The 25,183-nt window shown below is 28.4% G+C and carries 24 protein-coding genes; 10 read left to right on the forward strand and 14 right to left on the reverse strand.

The features are described from left to right. Positions 1-36: 36 nt before the first annotated feature. Complete coding sequence (locus ACY2RX_RS11370; RefSeq protein WP_490104107.1) at positions 37-1,683, forward strand: glycerol-3-phosphate dehydrogenase/oxidase; 1,647 nt, start codon at positions 37-39, stop codon at positions 1,681-1,683. A gap of 7 nt (positions 1,684-1,690) precedes the next feature. Here ACY2RX_RS11370 and ACY2RX_RS11375 read toward each other — a convergent pair whose 3' ends face one another. The 4 genes from ACY2RX_RS11375 to ACY2RX_RS11390 form a co-directional block, all read right to left on the reverse strand. Continuing rightward, positions 1,691-2,212 carry a CPBP family intramembrane glutamic endopeptidase gene (locus ACY2RX_RS11375; protein ID WP_490104108.1) on the reverse strand — a complete coding sequence of 174 codons (522 nt, stop codon included), beginning with the start codon at positions 2,210-2,212 and terminating at the stop codon, positions 1,691-1,693. Positions 2,213-2,447: 235 nt separating this feature from the next. Then, the gene (locus ACY2RX_RS11380) at positions 2,448-3,716 is read right to left on the reverse strand and encodes an MFS transporter (RefSeq protein WP_490104109.1); all 1,269 of its coding nucleotides are present in this window, start codon (positions 3,714-3,716) and stop codon (positions 2,448-2,450) included. A gap of 3 nt (positions 3,717-3,719) precedes the next feature. Then, positions 3,720-4,379: a hypothetical protein gene (locus ACY2RX_RS11385; RefSeq protein ID WP_490104110.1), complete on the reverse strand. Its 660-nt coding sequence runs from the start codon at positions 4,377-4,379 to the stop codon at positions 3,720-3,722. Positions 4,380-4,422: 43 nt separating this feature from the next. Further along, on the reverse strand, positions 4,423-5,418 hold the full coding sequence (locus tag ACY2RX_RS11390) for an NAD(P)H-dependent glycerol-3-phosphate dehydrogenase (RefSeq protein ID WP_490104111.1): 996 nt from the start codon (positions 5,416-5,418) through the stop codon (positions 4,423-4,425). Between the two features lie 103 nt (positions 5,419-5,521). On the opposite strand from ACY2RX_RS11390, the gene dut reads away from it, so the two are divergent. Then, positions 5,522-5,953 (forward strand): dUTP diphosphatase, encoded by a 432-nt coding sequence (dut, locus tag ACY2RX_RS11395; RefSeq protein ID WP_490104112.1) that lies wholly within the window; start codon positions 5,522-5,524, stop codon positions 5,951-5,953. A gap of 41 nt (positions 5,954-5,994) precedes the next feature. Beyond that, a complete protein-coding gene (locus ACY2RX_RS11400; protein WP_490104113.1) occupies positions 5,995-6,144 on the forward strand; it encodes a PspC domain-containing protein in 150 nt (49 codons plus the stop codon). A gap of 67 nt (positions 6,145-6,211) precedes the next feature. Here ACY2RX_RS11400 and recA read toward each other — a convergent pair whose 3' ends face one another. Beyond that, positions 6,212-7,219 (reverse strand): recombinase RecA, encoded by a 1,008-nt coding sequence (gene recA, locus ACY2RX_RS11405; RefSeq protein ID WP_490104114.1) that lies wholly within the window; start codon positions 7,217-7,219, stop codon positions 6,212-6,214. A gap of 112 nt (positions 7,220-7,331) precedes the next feature. On the opposite strand from recA, the gene ACY2RX_RS11410 reads away from it, so the two are divergent. Beyond that, positions 7,332-7,898, forward strand: a complete 567-nt coding sequence (locus ACY2RX_RS11410) for a pseudouridine synthase (protein ID WP_490104115.1) — start codon at positions 7,332-7,334, stop codon at positions 7,896-7,898. A gap of 154 nt (positions 7,899-8,052) precedes the next feature. Here ACY2RX_RS11410 and ACY2RX_RS11415 read toward each other — a convergent pair whose 3' ends face one another. From ACY2RX_RS11415 to ACY2RX_RS11430, 4 genes are all read right to left on the reverse strand, one after another. Beyond that, positions 8,053-8,493: a GNAT family N-acetyltransferase gene (locus ACY2RX_RS11415; protein ID WP_490104116.1), complete on the reverse strand. Its 441-nt coding sequence runs from the start codon at positions 8,491-8,493 to the stop codon at positions 8,053-8,055. Positions 8,494-8,591: 98 nt separating this feature from the next. Continuing rightward, positions 8,592-9,026: a ribose 5-phosphate isomerase B gene (gene rpiB, locus ACY2RX_RS11420; protein ID WP_490104192.1), complete on the reverse strand. Its 435-nt coding sequence runs from the start codon at positions 9,024-9,026 to the stop codon at positions 8,592-8,594. A 655-nt stretch (positions 9,027-9,681) separates the two neighbouring features. Beyond that, a complete protein-coding gene (locus ACY2RX_RS11425) occupies positions 9,682-9,861 on the reverse strand; it encodes a hypothetical protein (protein ID WP_490104117.1) in 180 nt (59 codons plus the stop codon). 71 nt (positions 9,862-9,932) lie between these two features. Next, the gene (locus tag ACY2RX_RS11430; protein ID WP_490104118.1) at positions 9,933-10,841 is read right to left on the reverse strand and encodes a diacylglycerol/lipid kinase family protein; all 909 of its coding nucleotides are present in this window, start codon (positions 10,839-10,841) and stop codon (positions 9,933-9,935) included. A 113-nt stretch (positions 10,842-10,954) separates the two neighbouring features. Between ACY2RX_RS11430 and ACY2RX_RS11435 the strand changes: the two genes are divergently transcribed. The 5 genes from ACY2RX_RS11435 to tatA all read left to right on the forward strand — a co-directional run bounded on the left by ACY2RX_RS11435 (position 10,955) and on the right by tatA (position 16,342). Beyond that, positions 10,955-13,264: a ribonuclease R family protein gene (locus tag ACY2RX_RS11435; protein ID WP_490104119.1), complete on the forward strand. Its 2,310-nt coding sequence runs from the start codon at positions 10,955-10,957 to the stop codon at positions 13,262-13,264. A 274-nt stretch (positions 13,265-13,538) separates the two neighbouring features. Beyond that, complete coding sequence (locus ACY2RX_RS11440; protein WP_490104120.1) at positions 13,539-13,862, forward strand: YbjQ family protein; 324 nt, start codon at positions 13,539-13,541, stop codon at positions 13,860-13,862. Between the two features lie 89 nt (positions 13,863-13,951). Then, positions 13,952-15,292, forward strand: a complete 1,341-nt coding sequence (locus ACY2RX_RS11445) for a T9SS type A sorting domain-containing protein (protein ID WP_490104121.1) — start codon at positions 13,952-13,954, stop codon at positions 15,290-15,292. A 106-nt stretch (positions 15,293-15,398) separates the two neighbouring features. Next, positions 15,399-16,088, forward strand: a complete 690-nt coding sequence (locus tag ACY2RX_RS11450; protein WP_490104122.1) for a head GIN domain-containing protein — start codon at positions 15,399-15,401, stop codon at positions 16,086-16,088. Positions 16,089-16,153: 65 nt separating this feature from the next. Continuing rightward, complete coding sequence (gene tatA, locus ACY2RX_RS11455) at positions 16,154-16,342, forward strand: twin-arginine translocase TatA/TatE family subunit (protein ID WP_490104123.1); 189 nt, start codon at positions 16,154-16,156, stop codon at positions 16,340-16,342. 64 nt (positions 16,343-16,406) lie between these two features. On the opposite strand, the gene ACY2RX_RS11460 is transcribed toward tatA, so the two are convergent. From ACY2RX_RS11460 to ACY2RX_RS11480, 5 genes are all read right to left on the reverse strand, one after another. Continuing rightward, entirely contained in the window at positions 16,407-16,724 is a 318-nt protein-coding gene (locus tag ACY2RX_RS11460) for a heavy metal-binding domain-containing protein (protein ID WP_490104124.1), read from the reverse strand. Beyond that, the gene (locus ACY2RX_RS11465) at positions 16,724-17,650 is read right to left on the reverse strand and encodes an SPFH domain-containing protein (RefSeq protein WP_490104125.1); all 927 of its coding nucleotides are present in this window, start codon (positions 17,648-17,650) and stop codon (positions 16,724-16,726) included. The genes ACY2RX_RS11460 and ACY2RX_RS11465 overlap by 1 nt, the downstream gene beginning before the upstream one ends. A 127-nt stretch (positions 17,651-17,777) precedes the next feature. Then, positions 17,778-19,205: a pyridoxal phosphate-dependent decarboxylase family protein gene (locus ACY2RX_RS11470; RefSeq protein WP_490104126.1), complete on the reverse strand. Its 1,428-nt coding sequence runs from the start codon at positions 19,203-19,205 to the stop codon at positions 17,778-17,780. 18 nt (positions 19,206-19,223) lie between these two features. Then, positions 19,224-20,744, reverse strand: coding sequence for a glutamate--tRNA ligase (gene gltX / locus ACY2RX_RS11475; protein ID WP_490104127.1), 1,521 nt, complete (start codon positions 20,742-20,744; stop codon positions 19,224-19,226). Between the two features lie 123 nt (positions 20,745-20,867). Beyond that, positions 20,868-21,707 carry a hypothetical protein gene (locus tag ACY2RX_RS11480; RefSeq protein WP_490104128.1) on the reverse strand — a complete coding sequence of 280 codons (840 nt, stop codon included), beginning with the start codon at positions 21,705-21,707 and terminating at the stop codon, positions 20,868-20,870. Between the two features lie 115 nt (positions 21,708-21,822). Between ACY2RX_RS11480 and ACY2RX_RS11485 the strand changes: the two genes are divergently transcribed. Beyond that, positions 21,823-25,182: a DUF4175 family protein gene (locus tag ACY2RX_RS11485; RefSeq protein ID WP_490104129.1), complete on the forward strand. Its 3,360-nt coding sequence runs from the start codon at positions 21,823-21,825 to the stop codon at positions 25,180-25,182. The last annotated feature ends 1 nt before the right edge of the window (position 25,183 follow it).

Genomic DNA, 25,183 nt, shown 5'->3' on the forward strand with positions numbered 1-25,183 from the left:
TTTTGACTAAAATTGCCTTAAAAATTAAAAAAATAAATGAACAACTTTTCATATTTCAATAGAAAAAATATTACCACAGATTTACATTCAACAGAGTTTGATGTATTAATTATTGGTGGCGGAATTACAGGTGCAGGAATCGCTTTAGATGCAGCTTCTCGCGGAATGAAAGTTGCCTTAATAGAAAAAAACGATTTTGCCTCTGGTACAAGTAGTAAATCTACAAAACTAATTCATGGAGGTTTACGATATTTAAAACAATTCGATTTTTGGCTGGTAAAAGAAGTAGGTACAGAGCGTGCCATTGTGCATAAATTAGCACCGCATTTGGTGATTCCTGAAAAAATGATTTTACCCTTAATTGAAGGCGGAACTTATGGTTCTTGGTTAACATCAATTGGTTTAAAAATATATGATATTTTGGCTTCTGTAGAAGGTGATGACAAACGTAAAATGTTATCTAAAAAAAAGGCTTTAAAAAAAGAACCTTTGTTGCCTAAAAACATTTTAAATGGCGCTGGTTACTATGCAGAATATAGAACTGATGATGCCAGATTAACTTTAGAAGTTTTAAAAACGGCTTTAAATTACGATGCAAAAATCATTAATTATACAAAAGCAACCACATTTATTTATGAAGAAAATAGCGTTGTTGGTGCTACTGTAAAAGATAGTTTTACTAAGCAAACTTTTAATATAAAAGCCAAATATGTTGTAAACGCTACTGGGCCTTGGGTAGATAATTTGCGCCAGAAAAATCACTCTAAAACAGGCAAACGTTTACATTTAACAAAAGGAGTTCATTTGGTGGTTGCTCACAAAAAACTACCTGTAAAACAATCTGTGTATTTTGATATTCCTGATGGTAGAATGATGTTTGCAATTCCTCGTGGAAAAGTAACTTATTTTGGTACTACAGATACTAATTATCAAGAAAATAAAGATCAAATAGAAACAAACTTAGTAGATGCTATGTATTTAATTTCTGCTGTAAATAATATGTTTCCAGAAATAAATTTAACTTTAGATGATATTGAATCTTCTTGGGCTGGTTTGCGTCCGTTAATTCACGAAGAAGGAAAATCTGCTTCAGAATTGTCTAGAAAAGATGAAATCTTTGTTTCTGATACAGAATTGATTTCTATTGCTGGCGGAAAACTAACAGGCTACAGAAAAATGGCAGAACGTATTGTAGATTTGGTTGCAAAAAAATACAAACGAAAATTTAATAAAGAATTTGACGACATAAAAACCAAACACATTGTACTTTCTGGCGGAACTTTTAAAAATTTTGAGGAAGTAAAAAGTTATACTGATGCTATTTATAATCGTATAAATGAAGTTGGGTTTTCACAAAAAGATGCAGAATATTTAGTTTATAATTATGGTAAACAAACAGCTATTATCTTAAAAAAGTTTGATGAACTGACAGATGAAAATCAACAAGAAAAAATGATAAAAGCTGAAGTTTGGTTTACCATAAATTACGAAATGGCTTGCACACTAACAGATTTTTTTATGCGTAGAACAGGCAGATTATTCTTTGACTCGCAAAGTGTGTATTTGTATAAAAATTTAGTTTTTAATGAATTTAAAAAAGCTTTTTCTTGGGATAAAAATACTGCAGAAAAACAGCAACAAGAATTGGAAGAAAAAATAAAATATGCAACAACTTTTAAATAATAAACGTTTAAACTGGGAACATAAATAGTTCTCCAAAACCAACTGTATATAGCCAAACTCCGTATAAAGAATGCTCTAAAATTACCAACCTAAAAGATTTTGTTTTTAAATACGTTTTCATAAAAAGTACGCTACCAATAAAAGTAAACGCTAAAACAACCCAACTTTTAAACCAAATATGAGCAAATGAAAAAAGCACAGCATTTATGAATAGAAACCAAAGTTCGTTTTTAAATAATTTCTGATAACGTTTTACAAAAAATGTACGATATAATAATTCTTGTGGTATAACAGAAAAAACAATATAAATTCCGCTAAACTTTAACCATAAAAAAGGTTTGTTCATCATCACATTAAACAAAGATTCTTTATCAGTAAAAAACAAAAAAAGTGCTGAACCCAAAGCAATTAAAATAAACCTTAAAACAATATTTTGCAATGCTTTTTTGTTGTTTGATAAATTATGATTTCTATCAAAATTTTCTTTTTTTATAGAAACCCATAAAATATAACCAATTCCTACAAGCAAATAAACTAACTTTATTATTATAGTTATTGGTAAAGCTAAAACAATTGGAGTGAGTATAAACAGAAAAAAAATCTCTATAATTTTTTTATTTAATCTTTTAAAAACAAATTGATTCAAGTTTTTTATTTTTTTACAAATGTAATTCTTTATTTAGATTCCCGTTTTCACGGGAATGACAATTTTAACAGAAACTCAGAGGCTGAGTCTTAAGAAATTCTTTTCGATTAAAATTATTTTATTCTGGTTTTTCATTCTCTGGAATATCTTTGGTTAAGTCTAAATTTCTTAATGTTGGGTTTATAGCTCCTATGGTAACTACAGTAATTAAAGTCATAGATCCGCCAAAAACAACAGCAGCAACAGGGCCTATTAATTTGGCTGCTAAACCACTTTCAAAAGCACCCAATTCATTAGAAGAACCTACAAACATAGAGTTTACAGATGATACTCTACCTCTCATTTCATCTGGTGTTTTTAATTGCAAAATAGTTTGTCTTATAACCATAGAAATTCCGTCTGCAGCACCACTTATAAACAAAGCTAAAACACTTACCCAAAATAAAGACGATAAACCAAAAGCAATAATACTTAACCCAAAAATAAAGACAGAAACCAACATTTTTTTACCTGTATTTTTGTTGATGGGAATGTAAGTTGTTAAAAACATTGTTACAATACTTCCTACAGAAATAGATGCGTTTAAAATACCAAAACCTTCTGGACCCACTTTTAAAATATCTTGTGCAAAAACAGATAAAATGGCCACTGTTCCTCCAAATAAAACAGCAATCATATCTAAGGTTAAAACGCCTAATATTTCTTTGGTTTTAAACACAAATCTTACACCCGCTTTTAAACTTTCTTTAATAGGTTCTCCTATTTTTGTGTTTAAAACGGGTTTCTTTTTTATCTGAAAAGTAAATATTAAAGACAATATTACCAAGATAAAAACTAAAAGTAATGTGTTATCTACCTGAATCCAACTAATAAAAAACCCACCAAATAAAGCTCCAGAAACAGAGGCTGTTTTCCAGGTACTTGTACTCCAAGTTGCAGCATTATGATATATTTTTTTAGGAACCAATAAAGCTACTAAAGAGAAAATTGTAGGTCCAAAAAATGAGCGTAAAAATCCGCCAAAGAAAACCAAACCATAAATTCCGTAAAGAATAGAATTGGTAGACCAACTTTCTACAATACTATCAGTTGTTAAAAAATACAAACCTAAACTGATTAAAGAAAAAGCAGCAATACAAATTGCAAATAGATTTCTTTTTTCTTTTTGATCTACAATATGGCCTGCAAATAATGCCATTGTAAAAGCAGGAATAATTTCCATCAACCCAATAATACCTAGAGAAAGTGGATCTTTTGTAATAGAATATACTTGCCACTCAATAACAATAAATTGCATAGACCAACCAAAAACTAAGAGAAATCTTACGAATAAAAAAATATTGAATTCTTTGATTCTTAAGGCTGCATAAGGATCGTTTTTAGCCATTATTTAGCTTAATTTCATATCCATTAAAATGGCAAAAGTTTGGTTGATGTCTTCCTCTTTAACAACAATTGTCATTTCGTTAGTAGTAGAAATAATTTCTTGCAATGGAATATCTGCCCAAGCTAATTGTTTTAAAATAAAATAATAAATACCTGATTGTTCTAAATTCTCTTGCGGTAATTTTATAGTGATAGAAGCCAAATCTAACATACTGTGTGTTAGTATTTCTTTGTCAAATATTTTTTGAACATAAGGTTGTAAATTTTTACTGGTAACAATATTGGTTTCAAAAATACCTTGAGAAACTGTTAAGAAATAATCAGAATTCTCTGAGGATTTTGTTAAAATCTTAGCTATTTCTTTTAATAAAGAAGGCGTGTTTTTAAAAGTAAAATCGCACAAATCTGAACGTACAATTACATCGCCTAAATCTAGCGCAAGTTTTTTTATGTTTTTTCTGATGCGTAATTCGCTTGCAGGAGAAAGTCTATTAATTGCCATCATAACCGCACCAACTTTAACTTCTTTCTTTAAAATAGTAGAAACTTCTGGTAAAATAATTCTTGCTAAAGAAGAAACATTTATCAATTTTTCATGAAGAGCTTCTTCTATAAATGGTGTTTTTCTAATAGTGCTTTCTACAACTTCTTGTATTGTTTTCATAATAATTGTTTAATACATTACAATAATGTTCAAAATTAAACAATTAATCTAACTTATCCGTCAACTTTTTAAATTCTTTTTTAGGACTTTTATTGTTGTATAAAATATTGTAAACAGTATCTATAATTGGTGTATTAGCACCATTTTTTTCTTTCATTTTAAAAGCACTTTTGGTAGCATAATAACCTTCTGCAATCATACTCATTTCTATTTGAGCAGATTTAACAGTATATCCTTTACCTACCATATTTCCAAATTGACGATTTCTACTAAAAAGCGAATATCCTGTAACTAACAAATCTCCTAAATAAGCAGAGTTATTAATGTTACGTTTCATTTTATGAACCTTTTTAATAAAACGTTTCATTTCGCGAATTGCATTGCTCATTAATACTGCCTGAAAATTATCACCATAACCCAAACCGTGGGCAATACCTGCCGCTACAGCATAAATATTTTTTAACATTGCTGCGTATTCTGTGCCAATAATATCATCAGAAATTTTAGTTTTTATATACCAACTCTGTAAAGCTTTACCTATAAATTCAGCTTTTTTTTCATCTTGACAAGCAATTGTTAAATACGATAAACGCTCCATAGCAACTTCTTCTGCATGACATGGACCCGTGATTACACCAATATTTTCAATCGGAATATGATACGTTTTATTAAAATGTTCGCCAATAATTAAACCTGTTTCTGGTACAATTCCTTTTATGGCTGAAAAAATAATTTTATCTTCTAAAGAAGTTGATAGTTTTTTTAGTTCGCTCGTTAAAAATGCTGAAGGAATTGCAAAGATAAGAATGTCATAGTTTTCAATAGTGTAATTAATATCGCTAGACAAATCTAATTGAGCTGCATTTAATTCTGCAGAATGTAAATAATTAGGATTGTGTTCGTTTTCTTTAATATGCTCTATAGCAAATTTATTTCGCATATACCAGCCAACAGCATCTAAATTCTCACACAACATTTTTATAATGGCTGTTGCCCAACTTCCTCCACCAAAAACCGCTATTTTTTTCTGATCACTCATCATTCATTCATTTTTATAATTCAAAAATAAGAAAACTATTATCTATTGATGAATGCATTTGCGAATTATTATATTTGTGATGACAAGAATTGAAAATAAAACTATGAACGTACAAATAATTAACAAGTCTAAACACGCAACTCCATCTTATGAAACAAATGGTGCTGCTGGTATGGATTTACGTGCAAATATTGATGAATCCATCACTTTAAAACCTTTAGAAAGAGCCATTGTAAAAACAGGTTTATTTATAGCTTTACCTGTTGGTTTTGAAGCACAAGTTAGACCAAGAAGTGGTTTGGCTGCTAAAAAAGGAATTACTGTTTTAAATGCTCCAGGAACTGTAGATGCAGATTATCGTGGAGAAATTGGTGTTATTTTAGTAAACTTATCAAACGAAGATTTTGTGATTAATGATGGTGAACGAATTGCACAATTAGTAATTGCAAAACACGAACGTGCTACTTGGTTTGAAGTTGATGTTTTATCTGAGACCAAACGTGGTGCAGGAGGTTTTGGTAGTACAGGAATTTAATTTTAGTTACTTTTGTATTTTATAACAAAAAATTAAAAATTATGATTTTAGGAGTTTCAGATTGGTTAAGCAGTAAAATAAATGTCGAAGCAAAATACATTAGAATTGGTTTTGTAATTGCTGTTTTATTTGCAGGTTTTGGTATTGGTTTATACCTAATTCTTTGGATTGTAAAATTACTTTCTAAGTAATAAAAAAACTGCTATAGATTGATTATTTCTATAGCAGTTAATAATAAATAGTTAGAACTTTTAAAACTTATTCTTGGTTTTCAATAGCATCTTTTATTTTAACTTCTAACTCTTCCATTAACTCAGGGTTATCTTTTATCAAACCTTTTACAGCATCTCTACCCTGACCTAATTTCGTTTCTCCGTAACTAAACCAAGAACCACTTTTCTTTACAATTCCTAACTCTACACCAATATCTAAAATCTCACCAACTTTAGAAATTCCTTGACCATACATAATATCAAACTCTGCAATCTGAAATGGTGGAGCTACTTTATTTTTTACAACTTTTACTTTGGTACTGTTACCAATAACTCTATCTCCGTCTTTAATTTGTGTTCTCCTTCTAATATCTAAACGTACAGAAGCATAGAATTTTAATGCATTACCACCAGTTGTAGTTTCTGGATTACCAAACATTACACCAATTTTTTCTCTTAACTGATTGATAAAAATAACGGTACAATTTGTTTTTGATATGGTACCTGTTAATTTACGCAAGGCTTGAGACATTAAACGCGCATGCAAACCCATTTTAGAATCTCCCATTTCGCCTTCAATTTCCGATTTTGGAGTTAATGCAGCCACAGAATCTATAACCACAATATCTATTGCGCCTGAACGAATTAAATTATCAGCAATTTCTAATGCTTGCTCTCCATGATCTGGTTGAGAAATAATTAGATTGTCTACATCTATTCCTAAGTTTTCTGCGTAAAATTTATCAAAAGCATGTTCTGCATCTATAAATGCTGCAATTCCGCCAGCTTTTTGAGCTTCTGCAATTGCATGTAAAGTTAAAGTTGTTTTACCAGAAGATTCTGGTCCATAAATTTCTATAACTCTACCTCTTGGATAACCACCAACTCCTAAAGCTAAATCTAACCCTAAAGAACCAGATGAAATTGCATCTACATCTTCTGTAACTACATCACCTAATTTCATTACAGAACCTTTACCGTAAGTTTTATCTAATTTATCTAGAGTAAGTTGCAATGCTTTTAGCTTTGCTTGTTTTTCTTTGTCTGTCGCCATAAATATTGTTGAAATTTCAATTTTTAAAAGTGAGACAAGTTACAAAAAACTACGTTTAATTTCCTAATAATTTCATTTCATTTTTGTAGTATTGTTAACATTAAAAGAAACAATGAAAAAACAGTATCATTTTATTATTCATAAACCTTGGGGAATGATTTCTCAGTTTGTAAATCCTAATAAAAGAAAGAAAAAATTATTAGGTGAATTGTATGATTTTCCTAAAGGAACTATGGCAATTGGTAGATTAGATGTTGCTTCTGAAGGTTTACTTTTATTAACAACGGAAGGTAAAGTTTCCGCAGAAATTAGGAGTAATAAATACGAAAAAGAATATTATGTTCAGGTTGATGGAGAAATTACTCAAAAAGCTATAGAAAATTTAAAAAATAGTGTAGAAATTGGTTTTAATGGTAAAAAATATACAACAAAACCTTGTAAATCTTTTTTAATTGATGATCCAAATTTTCCATTAAGAAGTCAGAAAATTAGAGATGAACGTCATGGACCAACTAGTTGGATTTCAATAATTATTAGAGAAGGAAAATTTAGGCAAGTTAGAAAAATGACTGCTGCTCTAGGTTATCCTACTTTACGCTTGATTCGTGTTAGAATTGGAGAAATTAAATTAGGTGAATTAGAAGTTGGTGGCGTTGTTAAAGTTGAAAATTTTATGTAACATTTATCACTTTTAAACAGATAAATTATTTATAGTTTTGTAATATGAATACCAATTCTAATACTTTAATTTATATTGTTGCCGCAGTAATAATTTTACACTTTGTAGCTGGTTTTGCTTATTTAATTTACAAGTTAAATAAAAAGGATAAAGATTAGCTTTTATCCATTCTTATATGTGGAATTCCATCTTCTAAATACTCTTCTCCTACTTGAAAAAAATTATGAGATTCATAGAATTTTTTTAAATATTTTTGAGCAGAAATGGTAATTTTATCAACTTTAAAATGAGTTTTTACAGCTTTAATAGAAGCTTTTATTAAATCGTGTCCAAAACCATATTTACGTTCTGTAGCAGCAACTACCACTCTACCAATACTTGCGTTTTTAAAATAGTCTCCAGGTTTAAAAATACGTGTATATGCAACTATTTTATTGTTTTTTAAACCAAAAACGTGTAAAGATTTTTGATCTTTAAAATCTAAATCTTGATAGACACAATCTTGTTCTACCACAAAAACTTCAGAACGTAATTGAAGAATTGCGTATAATTCTGTTGTGTTTAATTCTGAAAAAGATTTTGTGATGAAATTCATTATTAATTAAAGGTTTCTCGATATAAATTTTCTCATTCTTCGAAAATTCACTCGATGATATTTTATGAGTTATATTGTGTTTTTATTCGTGGCAAAATTTATCCAGCACAAGAAATTTTATCAACTCTATTTGCGTGTCTTCCACCTTCAAATTCAGTATTTAAAAATACATCTACAAAACCTAAAGCTTGTTTTAAAGACACAAAACGTGCAGGAATTGTAAGAATATTTGCATTATTATGTTGTCTTGTTAAAGCAACCAATTCATTATTCCAACACAAAGCTGCTCTAATTCCTTGGTGTTTGTTGGCTGTCATTTGAGCGCCATTACCAGAACCACATAAAATAATTCCTAAAGCAGCTTTACCAGATTCTACTGCAGATGCTGTTGGATGAATGGCATCAGGATAATCCATAGAATCGTTTGTATCTGTTCCAAAATTAAGAACTTTATATCCTTTTTCTTCTAGATGTTTTATAATTTCGAACTTGTATTCGGTTCCTGCGTGATCATTACCAATGGCAATTGTCATAATAGATTGATTATTTAAATATGTCATTTCGACTTTATGGAAAAATCTAAGTTATAAAGTAATTTATAGATTCCTCTGTTTCGTTATCGCTTTAATCGGAATGACAGATAGTTAGGCTACAAAAATATAGAAATTAATGGTTATTAACAGTTATAAACATTGTAATTTTTATCTTTTTTAATAACAGTTTCTTTTTTAACTCTTTAACTATATTATCTAAATGTTAAGAAGTTGTAATGAAAAACTCGTAAGTTTTTTTGGTAGTTTTAAAATTTATTATAATACAAGTAGTAGTTTTATATACACAACTTTTTTTATTGATTTTTGATAAAAGTTTATCAACATAAAATTTACAATTTATTTACAGTATTAACATTGTTAACTATTAAGAATTTAAGGTTAATTACTGTTTATAAGTTTTGTTAATAAGTGTAATTTTAAATTGATTTTTAAGCTTTTAAATAAATGATAAGTTGTCAATGATTTTTAATAACTCATATAAAAAAATTAAAATTAAAATTTTTATTGTAGCTATTCACATACTATTATATACATCATCGTTTTTTAAAATTTTTAAAAGAAAAAATATATTATAATAAAGAATGTTGATAAGTGTAAAAATAAAAATATATATAAGTTAAAATGTAAATTTTATTTAAACCGTTTTTATTTTTTTCTCAGCTTTTAGAAGATAAGTGGTGTCTTTTTGAATTTCGGAAGCTTTAACAGGAGTTTCTGTTTTATTTAAAGAAGAATTTACAGTAATAACAGTTACTACCACACCTGTTATAAATATTACGGCAAATAAAACAAATATTTTATTTAAATTTTTCATCTTAAATATTAGGACTTCTTTTTATAAAGACGCCTTATTTAAGAAAACGTTACATTTTTTTTAAGAAAATTTTAAGAAACAACAAACTGTAATCCTTTTTCTATAATTTTAACAGTTACTTTTCCGTTTCCAATTAACTCACCATCTGCTTGAATAAAAGGTTTAGAATTTTGTGGAATTACTGTAATCTTACTGGTTTTATAAGTATCAATTTTTTTATGATCTACTATTTTTCCTGAATAGAGTTTTTTAAGATTAAAAACTAAATCAAATAAATTTAAGTTTTTAGCAATGGTAACATCTAACAACCCATCAGACGGATTTACCTTTTTTGTAAACTGCATTCCACCACCAGAAAATTTACAAATTCCGAAGATGGTCATCAAACAATTAGTTTCTATAATTTTATTATTAAAAATAATTTTAAAAACAGATTTTTTATAAAATAACAAACCTGCTAAACCACTTAATAAATAGGCAATAGCACCAAAACGTTTTAAAGATTTTAGTTTATTTACAATATATCCATCATAACCTAAACCCGCTACATTATTAAAAAAAGTAAGTTTTTTGTCATTGGTTTCTACCACTCCAATATCTTGTAAAATTATTTTTTTTTGATGAATAATTTCTACCGCTTTTTCTATAGAATTAGGTATGTTGTAGGTCTTTATCCAATCGTTTCCAGTTCCTAAAGGAATTACACCAATAGTTATATTAGAAGTTTTTACATATCTTTGCAGCATTATTCCGTTAACTACATTATGTAGTGTTCCATCTCCACCAATCGAAATAATATTTCTAAAACCTTGTTGAATTGCAGCTTGTACCAATTCAATTTCGTGTTTAGAAAACTGAGTAAAAGTAAAAGAGTAGTCTATATTCTTTAGTTTTAAGTTTTGTTGAATTTCTTTCCATAGTTTAGAAAAATTACCATTTCCGGCAATAGGATTTACAATTAAAAACCAAGAATTAGACATAAATAATAATTAATAAAAAGCCAAAATACAACAATCAATTGATAACTGTTTTTTAATGTTTAATCATTATAAATAATTGTACTTTGGTAACAAATAAATAGAAATAAGAATTAATGACAAGAAAGAAAAAAAAGATATTTAAAAAGAAAGGAAAAGTTATAAAAGATTTAACAAGAAATATCTTTAAAATATTAAATGAAGACAGCTCTAAGTTTTATAATTACAAACAAATTGCTGCAAAATTAGGTATTTCTGATACCGAAGGAAAAACACAAATTTTAAAAAAATTAGCAGAATTAACAGCTAATAAAAAAATAAAAGAAATAGATAGAGGTAAGTTTCAGATTAATACAGATAGAAAATATTCTGTAGGTACTATAGATACTACATCTAATGGTAATGGGTATTTTATTTCTGATGATTATGAGCATGATATTTTTGTACCTAATGTAAATTTAGGTAAAGCGCTACATAATGATACTGTAAAGGTTTATATCTATAAAAAAAGAAGATCTAATAAGTTAGAAGCAGACGTTGTAGAAGTTTTAGAACGTGCAAAAACTGAATTTGTAGGGGTGTTACAAAAAAGTAAAAACTTCGGATTTGTAATACCAGACAATAATAAAATGTATGCAGATATTTTTATTTCTCAAAATAAAATGAATGGTGCAGAAGATGGAGATAAAGTACAAGCTAAAATTACTGATTGGCCACAAAATTCTAAAAATCCGTTTGGTAAAATTACTGCAGTTTTAGGTAAACCAGGAGATCATAATACAGAAATGCATTCTATTTTATTAGAATACGATTTGCCTTATGAATTTCCTACTGAAGTAGAAAAAGAAGCAGAAAATCTTCCCATAGAAATTACCGAAAAAGAAATTGCCAAACGTAGAGATATGCGTAAAGATTTAACTTTTACAATAGATCCAAAAGATGCAAAAGATTTTGATGATGCATTATCATTTAAAAAATTAGAAAACGGTAATTACGAAATAGGAATTCATATTGCAGATGTATCACATTATTTACAACCAAAAACCATTTTAGATGATGAAGCTTACGAGCGTGCAACATCTGTATATTTAGTAGATAGAGTGGTGCCAATGTTACCAGAAATGTTAAGTAATGGCGTTTGTTCTCTAAGACCAAATGAAGAAAAATTAACCTTTTCTGCGGTTTTTGAAATCAACGAAAAAGCACAAATTATAAACCAATGGTTTGGTAGAACCGTAACGTATTCAGACCAACGTTTTGCTTATGAAGAAGCACAATATTTAATAGAAGCTAATAGAAAAGAGAAAAGAGAACAAAGAACAAAGAAAAAAGAAAATTCAAAGTCTGTCATTTCGAGTGAATTTTCGAAGAATAAGAAAATTAGTATCGAGAAATCTCAAGATTTAATTTGTACAATACCTAAAAATATTTCTATCACTGATAATCAATATGAAGTTATACCAGAAATTGTAGAAGCCACATTAAAATTAGATGAATTAGCTAAAATTCTTCGTAAAAAAAGGATGAAACAAGGCGCCATTTCTTTTGATAGAGTAGAAGTAAAATTCAATTTAGATGAAGATGCGAATCCTGTTGGAGTTTACTTTAAAGAAGCAAAAGATGCTAATAAATTAATTGAAGAATTTATGTTATTAGCCAACAGAAAAGTAGCAGAATTTATTGGAAGACATCAAGGAAAACCATCAAACAAAACATTTATTTATAGAGTACATAATGAACCTGATGTAGAAAAATTAGCATCACTACAAAATATCATTAGTAAATTTGGGTATAAAATTAATACAGAATCTAAAGCTACAACTTCAGAATCTTTAAACCAGCTTTTAAATGATGTACATGGAAAAGCAGAATCGAATATGATAGAAACTTTAGCAATTCGTTCTATGTCTAAAGCCGTTTACACCACTCAAAATATTGGTCACTATGGATTAGCTTTTGATTATTACAGCCATTTTACATCACCCATAAGACGTTATCCTGATGTAATGACCCATAGATTACTACAACATTATTTAGATGGCGGAAATACACCAAAAGCAGATTTGTACGAAGAAAAATGTAAACATTCATCAAAAAGAGAAGAATTAGCTTCTAAAGCAGAACGCGATTCTATAAAGTATATGCAAGTAAAATATATGCAAGATCATAAAGATGAAGTTTTTAAGGGCGTAATTACTGGTGTTACAGAATGGGGAATTTATGTAGAAATTACTAATAATAAATGCGAAGGAATTGTTAGAATTAGAGATATTAAAAGCGATTATTATATTTTTGATGAAAAACAATATGCAATTGTTGGTCAATCTACCAAACATTTATATCAATTAGGAGATAATGTAAAAGTACAAGTAAAGAAAACAGATTTAGAACGCAAACACTTAGATTTTAATTTAATTGAAGATTAAATTGTAAATTATTAGATAATGATACTTCAAAAATTAATTATTACTTTCTTTTTTTTATTATCAATACCAGTTTTGATATTTTTTAGAAAGAAAACTAGTCAGAATATGAGAAAAAGTATTAGTAATAAAAATGAAAAGCTTTTACATTTTTATGATAATTTTTATAAGATTAGTCATTTTTTTGTAAACAAGATTTTTCCAATAATGATTATAATTTTTCTAATACTTTTTTGGTTTGATATTATTAAAATTCCGTAAAAAAATAAAAAATAGTATGATTTTAACAACAACAAACAACATAGAAAATTTTAAAATAGTAGATTATTTAGGTATTGTTACTGGTTCTGCTTACGATTCTAGTTACTCTTCAAACGGAAAAAAAATGTCTTTTAAAGATATGTTTAGTATGTCTAAATATTACGAAAAATATACTTTAGGTTTAGAATCTATTAAAGAAAAAGCTTTTCAGAATTTAAAAGACAACGCAATAAAATTGGGTGCAAATGCAGTTGTAGGTATTCAAGTTGATATAGAACCGCTTGCAAATTCATCTACTTTATTAGTTTCTATTACAGGTACTGCAGTTAAAGCAGAATAAGTTTTAACTACTTAATAATTAGAAAAATACGTCATATGACGTATTTTTTTTGTTTTCTATTTGATTAAAATTTGTAAAAAACAATCATCATGAAAACAACATTACTTTTATTCTTTTTTTTACCAATTATTACTTTTGGTCAAACACAGTTAGGAAATCAAATAAATAACCCTGATGAGAACAATATTAAACCCAGTAAATTCGGAACAGGTGTTGCAATTTCAGATAATGGAAGTATTATAGCAATTGGTGCTCCAGGTAACAACGAAAATAGTTTTGTTAGGGTTTATAAATATCAGAATAAAGATTGGCAACAATTAGGATCAGATATTATAAATGAATCTGTTTTAGAAAAAGTAGGACATAGTGTTTCTTTATCTTCTGATGGAAAAATTCTTGCTATAGGTGCTCCTGAAGGTGGTAATTTAGACGAAGGTCATATCCGTATTTACCAATTTAGAGACAATAAATGGATAAAAAAGGGTGAAATTGTTGGAGATGGAATTCAATTTTATTTAGGTTATAAAGTTGTTTTAACTCCAGATGCAAAATTTTTAGCAGCAACTGCTTACAAAACAAACTCTTCTAAAAAAGGATTTGTTAAGGTTTATGAAAATGTTTCTGGTACTTGGACACAAAGAGGAACAACTTTAAAAGGTGAATATAGATATGATGCTTTTGGAATAACTTTAGATATATCTGACAATGGTAATGTATTAGCTGTTGGCAATAAAGGTAGAAAAACTGTAAAAGTATATAAATTTAAAAACAACGATTGGTCTCAAATAGGTAATGATTTTACAGGTTTAAGCACCACAACAAGAAATGGTATTAGTGTTTCTTTATCTTCTGATGGCAATAAAGTTGCTGTTGGATCTAATGAAGGTGTAAATATCTATAAAAACAATTCAGAATCTTGGCAAAAAGTAGGTAATACAATTAATTTTGGTAGCTATTCTTCTCTTTCTTCTGATGGTAATAAAATAGCTATTGGATATCCTTATGGTTATACCATTAAAAATTATTTTTTAAAGAATAATTCTTGGACACAAAGAGGTATAAATATTTCTACCTGGAGAAGTAGTAATTTTGGGCAAAGTATTGCATTATCTGCAGATGGAGATACTTTTATAGGAGCTTCACCTAAAGCTTTTCCAAGAGTGTATAGTTTTAATACTGCTTTATCAGTAGAAAAATCAATTTTAGAAAAAGAACTTTTTGTACATCCTAATCCAACTAAAAACGGAATAAATATTAATTTTTCTAATAATTTAGAATTAAAAGAAATAGTAGTATTTAATAGTTTAGGAAAAAAAATAATTAAATCAACTCAAAAAAAGATAGATTTAACAGACTTTTCTAACGGTATTTACTTTGTAAAAATCATTACCAATAAAGGTTTTATAAACAAAAAAATAATAAAAAATTAAAGTTTAGGTTTTATTAATTTTTTCATCTTTGTCACAATAAAAGACAAAAAATGTCTTTATAATGGTATGCTTATTGATTTAAGTATAACAATCAAACCTTTAAATGATGAAAAAAATAGTATTTATTTGTGTATTTGTGTTTAGTTTTTCATTGATTGCACAATCTAAAATTACTAAAAATTTAGGCGATTTTTCTACCCTAAAAGTATATAATGGTATAGAAGTAGAATTGATAAAATCTAATCGTCAGAAATTAGAAATTACTGGAGAAAAATCTGAAAGAGTTAAAATTAAAAATGTAAATAATACTTTAAAATTATCTTTACCTTTTTCTTTAAAACCAGAAAATAATACTGCAGATGGAGAGGTTATTATTAAATTATTCTACAATACTGATATCGCTATTATAGATGCTAATGAAGGTGCTACTATTACAGGTAAAGAAATCAATCAAGATAAATTAGAAGTAAATGCGCAAGAAAGAGCCTTTATTAATTTAACTACAAAAGTTAACTATTTAAAAGTTAGAACTTCTTCTGGCGGTATTATAAAACTTTCTGGTTCTGCTAATAATCAAGAAGTAGATTTAGATTTATACGGAACTTATCATGGTTTTAATTTAAAAGTTAAAAATAACTCTACAGTAAAAGCTGGTACAGGCGCAAAAGCAGAAGTTTTGGCTGGCAAAACTTTAAATGCAAAAGTTAGTTTTGGAGGTTCTATTTTTTATAAAGGAAATCCAAAAATTGTAAAAGATAAAAAAGTAATTGGTGGTATAATTCAGAAAAGAAATTAGTATAAATAAACTCTTATGCTGTTCTATCCTTTTTTGTATATTTGTCTTAATTAAAACAAAAAAAAATGACTAGTTTAAATATATATTTTGGGATGATTGGTGGCCCACAGATAATTATTATTGTTGTGGTAATTCTATTATTATTTGGTGGTAGAAAAATACCAGAATTAATGAGAGGTTTAGGAAGTGGTATTAAAGAATTTAAAAATGCTGCTAAAGAAGAACCTGAAGAAAAAATAGAAGAAAAGAAATAATATAATTTTATATAAAAAAAACCGAAGTTTAAGCTTCGGTTTTTTGCTTTATTATTTTAAATAACTACAACTTTACAGCAGTTCCAGAAGCGGTTACCATTAACATTCCACTATTTGGTCCAACAGTTTCGTAATCTAAATCTACAGCAACAATTGCGTCTGCACCTAAATTTTGTGCATTTTCTTGCATTTCTTTTAGTGCAGCATCTTTAGCTTGCCTCAAAACTTTTTCGTAAGAACCAGATCTACCACCCACAATATCTCTAATTCCTGCAAAGAAATCTTTAATAATGTTTGCACCAATAATGGTTTCGCCAGTTACAATTCCTAAATATTGAGTTATTGGTTTGTTTTCTAAAGAGGGTGTTGTTGTAACAATCATTATTCTTCTAATTTTTTATTTGATGCATTTTTCATTGCTTCACCAATTTGATTACTTGCTGTAAAACTTGCAACCATATCATTTAACATTTGGCTTCCTGCTTGTGGTGAGTTTGGTAATAAAATTAAGTTACTATTGGTTTCTTGCCCAATAGATTGTAATGTATCATAATGTTGCGTTACTACAATTAAAGCAGATGCTTCTTGAGAATTAATACCTACTTTGTTTAAAACTTCTACAGATTCTTCTAAACCACGTGCAATTTCTCTACGTTGATCTGCAATACCTTGTCCTTGCAAGCGTTTACTTTCTGCTTCTGCTTTAGCACGTTCTACAATTAAAATACGTTGTGCATCACCTTCATATTGAGCTGCTACTTTTTCTCTTTCTGAAGCATTAATTCTATTCATTGCTTCTTTTACTTGCGCATCAGGATCTATATCTGTTACTAAGGTTTTAATAATATCGTAACCATAAGTCATCATTGCATCGTTTAATTCAGATTTTACAGCAATAGCAATATCATCTTTTTTTACAAAAACATCATCTAATTTCATTTTTGGAACCTCTGCTCTTACAACATCAAAAACATAAGAAGTAATTTGATCATGAGGGTAATCTAACTTATAAAATGCATCATAAACTTTATCTCTAATTACTTTGTATTGTACAGAAACTTTTAATTTAACAAATACATCATCAAGCGTTTTTGTTTCAATAATAACATCTAATTGTTGAATTTTTAGGCTTAGTTTTCCGGCAATTCTATCTACAAAAGGAATTTTGATTCTTAATCCAGAATGACGAATAGATTCAAATCGTCCAAAACGTTCAATAATAGCAGCAGTTTGTTGTTTTACCATAAAAAAAGCGGCAAAAATAATAAGTAATCCTAAGACAATAATAATGGGTAAAAAAGGAGGCATAGTAAATTTTTTAAAAGGTTAATAATAGGTTTATGTAAAGATACTTAAAAGATTAAGTACTTATTAGTAGTATTTTAATAAAAAATGTTACAATTTGTATAAAAGAATTCCTCAAATAAAAACTTTTTTATTTTACAATAATTTCTTTAGCAAATTTATTACAGAGTTTTAAAGTTTGTTTTACGTCTTCTATAGATGTTTTTGCGTTTATTAAACACATTCTAAGCACAACTTGTCCGCTTAGAATTGTGGTTACCAACAAAGCTTCTTTAGAGGCTAAAATACGTTTAGAAATTTCTTGGTTTAAAGCATCTAGCTCTTTTTCAGATAAATTTAAATCTATAGGATTGTATCTAAAATTAATAACAGCTAAAGTAGCAGGAGAAATAATTTCCCATTTTTTACTTTTTCTGAGCATTTTTTCTACTCTTTCTGCCAATTCTATATTGTAAGTAACTGCTTTTCTAAATGTTTCTAATCCATAGGTTTTAATAGACATATAGAATTTTAAAGCTCTAAATCTTCTGGTTAATTGAATACCATAATCGTAGAAATTAATTTCAGATTCATTACCTTCAATATCTCTTAAATATTCTGGTTTTTCGCTAAAAGTATTACTTAACCAAGAGGCATCTTTTACTAATAAGCATCCAATTTCGTAAGGTTGATAAAACCATTTATGAGGATCTACAGTTAAAGAATCTGCTCTATCAATTCCATTTAAAACGCTTTTTCCTTTTTTTGATAAAATGGCTGCACCACCATAAGCTCCATCAATATGAAACCATAAATTTTCTTCTTCGCAAATATCAGCAATATCATTTAAAGGATCTACTGTACCTGTATTTGTGGTGCCTGCAGAAGCAATAAAACAAAAGGGTTGTAAGCCTAATAAACGGTCTTTTGCAATTTCGTTTTTAAGCTTATTAATACTTAATTTAAAATCGATATCTGTTGGTAAAATTCTAATTTGTTCTTTTTTAAAACCAAGAACTCTTATAGCTTTTATGTTAGAAGAATGCGCTTGGTCTGAAAGATAAATAACAGCTTTGCTAAAATCATCGCCACATTTTATGCGCCTTGCTGTAACTATGGCTGTTAAGTTTGCAGTAGAACCTCCGCTTGTAAAAATTCCGCCTCCTTTTTTTATAGGAAAATCGAATATTTTTAACAACCAGTTCATTGTTACAATTTCTAATTCTGCAGCAGCAGGAGACACCATCCATCCGCCAGAAAAAATATTAAAACCAGTGGCAATAGAATCTGACATTGCACTAATAAAATTACTAGGTCCTGGAACAAAAGAATATGATTTTGGATGCGCAGTAATGTTTGAGTAAGGAATTACATTGTCTAAAACAAAGTCTAAAACTTCTGCTGCGTCTGATGAATTTTCTGGAGCTTCCCTTAAAAAAGCAGCATCCATTTCTTCTCTAGTTGCAGAGGTTATCGGTTTTTTATCTTCTATTGTTATATAATGATTTACAATTGCATCAACAATTTTATAACCATAAGATTTCATTTCTTTTTCTGATAAATCGAATACTGAGTTCATTTAAATCTTTTGTAAAAATTATAATGTTTCTATTGCGTTTTCAAGTCTTTTTATGGTTTCTTTTTTACCAATCATAGCAATGATATCAAACAAATGTGGACCTGCTAATTTACCCACCAAACTTAAACGTAAAGGCTGCATTACTTTACCAAAACCAATTTCTTTATTTGTAATCCATTCTTTGATTTCTTTTTCTGTATTTTCTGATGAAAAGTCTTGAATACCTTCTATAACAGCTACCAACTCTTTCATTAACAAGCCAGTTTCTGGTTTCCAGTTTTTCTTACTTGCTTTTGCATCATACGTTGTTGGAGCTTCAAAAAAGAACGATGATAAATCCCAAAAATCATTTATAAAAACAGCTCTTTCTTTAATTAATGCAACTACTTTTTCAACAAAGTCTTTTTTTGATGAAACTCCTTTATCTTTTAAAATAAGGGTGAATAAATCTGTTAATTCTGCATCAGATTTTTGTTGCATATATTGTTGATTAAACCACTTTGTTTTATCTGGATTAAATTTTGCACCAGATTTACTAACACGTTTTAAATCAAACTCTTGTATTAATTCTTCTAAAGAAAAAATTTCTTGTTCTGTTCCAGGATTCCATCCTAAGAAAGCCAACATATTTATAAAGGCATCTGCAAAATAGCCGTCTTCTTTATATCCGCGAGAAACATCACCTGTAACTTCGTTTGTGTATGCTAAAGGAAATACTGGGAAACCTAATTTATCTCCATCGCGTTTGCTTAATTTTCCTTTTCCAACAGGTTTTAAAATTAATGGTAAATGTGCAAATTTTGGAGCATCCCAACTAAAAGCGCTATATAAAAGAGAATGAAGTGGGAGAGAAGGCAACCATTCTTCGCCACGAATTACGTGGCTAATTTTCATTAAATGATCGTCTACAATATTTGCCAAATGATAGGTTGGCATACCATCAGATTTAAATAAAATTTTATCGTCTAAAGTGTTGGTATCAATTTTTATGGTTCCACGAATTTCATCTTCTAAAATCAAGGTTTCGTCTTGTGGAGTTTTAAAACGAATCACAAATTTATCGCCATTATTAATGCGTTTTTGTACTTCATCATCAGACAAAACCAAAGAATTTACCAAACGTCCTTTTTCTCTATTGTGCCAATTGTAAATAAACGTTTTTCCTTTTGTTTCGTGATCTTTTCTATGAAAATCTAATTGCTCAGAAGTATCAAAAGCGTAATATGCCCAACCCGTATTAATTAGAATATGAGCATATTTTTTGTACAATTCTTTACGTTCAGATTGTCTGTAAGGACCAAATTTTTCGTTTTTTTCTGGTCCTTCATCAAAAGGAATATTACACCATTGTAAAGCATCAATAATATATTTTTCTGCATTTGCCACATAACGTGTTTGGTCTGTGTCTTCTATTCTTAACACAAAAGTTCCGTTATATTTTTTTGCAAATAAGTAATTATACAAAGCGGTTCTTACTCCGCCAATATGTAAAGGCCCTGTTGGACTTGGTGCAAAACGAACACGTACATTAGACTCCATTTTTTCTAATTTTTATGATGTTGCAAAGATAGGTTTTATTGGAGAGTAGAGAAATTAGAGGAAAGAAAAAAGACTTCAAAAAATATGAAGTCCTTACTATTTTTATTTTATGTTTTAAAAAACCTAAAACTTTTTGTAAATTCCAAAACTAAAAGCTATTTTTTTTGCAACATTGTTTCCAAAAAAAGCAGTTGGTAAGCTTGCTGTTATTCCAAAATTATTAGACAATTCTCCTATTGCTTTTACACCCAAAACACCATATTCTTGATCGTTAACATACAAACCTGTAGCTAAATTGCTGTTAGGCAAAACAACATTTCCGTTTTTAAAAGATTTAGCAATATCTAAAAACCCAACCAACCAAATATTTTTAGAAACTTTTCTTCCATACTCTCCACCAACTTTAAAATTAGAACTATAATTATTAGTTCTAATATTTGCGCCAATAAAAGTCTGCAAATAAGATTTACTAAAACCTTTTCCTGCTAAGAATAATGGTGTCAATGACCAAGCATTATATCCTGTTCTAATTCCGGTAGTATTATCAAAACTTCCGGTATTTGCCTCTACAGAAAGTTGCCCCGAAAGCAACCAATCTTTTTTGTAAAAATTATGTTTTAATCCGATTTCTAAATTTCCTATTTTGTTTGTTTTTCCTTCCTTTGTCTTTTCTGGAAGATTTGCTATTGGGTTTATTATTTCCCCAGTTTTTATCAATTTTAAAGGAAGATTTACAATTAATGTTGTGTTGTCTGAAAACCCATATTCTCCGTAAAATTGTAAAGTATTATCGGTTGTTTTTCTTTCTGTATTGTAATCTGGATTTCCAAAAAGCATATCGTAATTTGATATTGTAGAAAAAGAAAGTTGTGTATAAATTTTACCTTTTTTTTGGGTCCAAGGTCCTTGAGAAAATGCAGAAATACTAATGAATAAGAATAAAAGTTTTGTTAAATGTTTCATTGTCATAAATTTTATAAAGCCTTAGTTGTAATAATTTTTAATTACTTACAAAAATCGTTTTAACAATTAATTTGATGGTATATAATTGTAAAAATAGTACTTTTATTAGTTAATAATGGGCGAATTTAAAGACATAGAAAAAAAATTACATCAATTTACTAGAAAATATTATACTAGCGAGTTGATAAAAGGAAGTATTTTGTTTCTTTCTTTGGGGTTTTTGTACTTTTTTTTCACGCTGTTTTTAGAATACTTTTTATGGTTAAAACCCACCGCAAGAACCCTATTATTTTGGTTGTTTGTTGTAGTTGAGGTTTTTTTGTTGATACGTTTTATTGCCATTCCAATTTTTAAATTGATAGGTTTACAAAAAGGAATTACTTACGAGCAATCTTCAAAAATTATAGGCAATCATTTTCCTGAAGTACAAGACAAATTACTCAATGTTTTACAGTTGAAAAAAAACTCAAATCAATCTGATTTATTGTTGGCAAGTATCAAACAAAAATCTAGTGAATTGCAAACCATTCCGTTTGTAAAAGCGGTTGATTTTTCTAATAACAGAAAGTATTTAAAATATGCAATTGTACCTGTATTAATTTGGTTAATTACTTTATTATCAGGTAATAAAGGGGTTTTTACTGAAAGTTTTAAACGCGTTGTAAATCATCAAAAAGCATTTGTTCCGCCAGCTCCTTTTTCCTTTTTTCTAGTGAATAAAAACCTAAATGTTATTCAAGGAAAACCCATTACAATTCTAGTAAAAACTGTTGGAAAAGTATTGCCAAACGAAGCAAAAATTTTGTTTGATAACCAACAATATTATCTTCAAAATAACAATAATGGAGTATTTTCTTACACGTTTTCTGAGGTTCAAAAAACCATTAATTTTTATATAGAAGCTAACGGAATTCAGTCTCAAGAGTATCAAATTAAGGTAATTCAGACACCAACTATCAACAATATTTCTTTGAATTTACAATATCCAAAATATTTAGGAAAGAGAAATGAAACCATTCAGAATTCGGCTATTATTACGGTTCCTGAAGGCACAAATATTACTTGGAATGTAAAAACAAATCAGACAAATGCTGTGGTTTTTATCAACAATAATTCTAGAACTAATTTTGATGTAAAAGCAGATAATGAGTTTGTTTTTTCTAAAAGAATCAGAAAAGCGATAAATTATAAAATTGCATCATCCAACAAAAAATTAACAGATTATGAGAATTTACAGTTTTCTGTGGATGTTGTAAAAGACGAAGTTCCACAAATTTCTGTGACTTCAAACATCGATAGTATTTTACGCGGAACAGCACAATTTGCAGGTCAGATTTCGGATGATTATGGTCTTAGAAAATTACAAATTGTTTATTATAATGATGCAAATCCTCAAAAACAAAAAATAGTTGATTTGCCAATTACCAAAGAAAATATTCAAACTTTTTTTTATCAATTTCCTGACGGATTAGACTTACAAAAAGGCGCTAATTACGAGTTGTTTTTTCAAGTTTTTGACAATGATGCCGTAAACGGAAGTAAAAAAGCAAAAAGTAAAGTGTTTCATTATCGCCAAAAAACAGATGAAGAAGTTGAGCAAGAATTGCTAGAAGAGCAAAAAAACACCATAAATAATATTGAGAATTCTATTAGCAAACAACAAAAGCAACAGAAAGAATTAGAGAAAGTTCAGAAAGATTTGCAGAGTAAAAAACAGCTTCTTTGGAATGACAAAAAGAAGATTCAAAAGTTTGTAGAACGCCAGAATCTTTACAATAAAATGATGCAACGTCAAACCGATAAATTGCAAGAAAATTTAGAGGAGAAAAACGAGCAAAATGAGAATCTTCAGAATAAAAAAGAGGAATTAAAAAAACGGATTCAAGAACTTAAGAAACTACAAAGACAGCAAAAATTACTGGATGAAATCCAAAAAATGGCAGAGAAACTAAACAAAGAAGATTTGCTAAAAAAAGCCAAAGAATTAGCGCAACAAAACAAACAACAAGAACGTAGTTTAGAGCGTATTTTAGAACTCACAAAACGTTTTTATGTAGAGCAAAAAACAATGCAAATTGCTAATAAAATAGACCAACTTTCTAAAAAGCAAGAAGAATTAGCCAACAAAAAAGAAAACACTTTAGAGGAACAAAAAGAAATTAAAAAAGAATTTAATAATATTAAAGAAGAACTAAATGAACTTAAAAAAGATAATGAGAAGTTAAAAGAACCAATGAATCTACCTGATGTTGATGATGAAAAAGAAGATATAGATTCTGAGTTGAATAAATCTGAAGAAAATCTTTTTAAACAGAAATCATCTAACGCAAAACAGCATCAAAAAAAATCATCTAAAAAGATGAAAGAAATGAGTGCAAAAATGCAACAATCTATGTTAGAAATGGAAGGTGAATCTATGGAAGAAAATATGGATGATTTGCGTAAAATTTTAGAAAACTTGGTCATTTTTTCTTTTCAACAAGAAAATTTAATGAATAAGTTTGGCAAAATTTCCACCTCACATCCAGACTTTGGTAAAGATTTAAAAAAGCAAAATCAATTAAAAACGTATTTCGAACATATAGATGATAGTTTGTATGTTTTGTCTATGCGTTTGCCAAAAATATCTGCAAAAATAAAAGAAGATTTATCTACAACACATTATAATTTAGATCAATCTTTAGAAAATTTTTCCGAAAATCGTTTTCCAAACGGAGTTTCAAATCAGCGTTATGTAATGACTTCTGTAAACAATTTAGCAGACTATTTAAGTACTATTTTAAATAGTATGAAAAATGCGATGTCTATGAAAATGGGTAAAGGAAAAAAAGGAAAAGGAGGTGGTTTTAGCTTGCCAGATTTAATTAAAAAGCAAGAAGGTTTATCAAAAAAAATGCAGAAGGGAATGCAAAAAGGCAAAGGAAAAGAAGGAAAAAAACCAGATAAGAATGGAGAAAAAGGTAAAGGTAAAAAAGGTGAAAAAGGAAAGAAATCAGGACAAGAAGGAAATAAAAACGGAAATGGAGAAGGTAATTCTAAGGATGATTTAGATGGCGAAATTTATCAGATTTACAAACAGCAAAGTTTGTTAAGACAAGAATTACAAGAACAAATTAGAAAGTCTGAAAGGGGTAATAGTGGTGTAAATTCTGAAGCCAGAAAAGCACTAAAAAAAATGGAAGACTTAGAAAACGAAATTTTAGAAAAAGGTTTTAATGCAGGCACACTTCAAAAAATGCAAAATTTAAACTACGAATTGTTAAAGTTAGATAGTGCAAAATTAGAACAAGGCAAGGATAAAAAACGCAAATCAAATGCAAATCTAAAAGAATTTGAGAAAAGAAATATAAAAGCAATTCTGTTTAAAAAACAGTTTTATAATCAAACAGAAATATTAAACAGACAATCCTTACCTTTGCAACAAAATTATAAAAAGAAAGTTAGAGCATATTTTTCTAACAAAAAGAAAGAGTAAC

Source organism: Polaribacter sp. 2405UD43-2, from assembly GCF_058147125.1.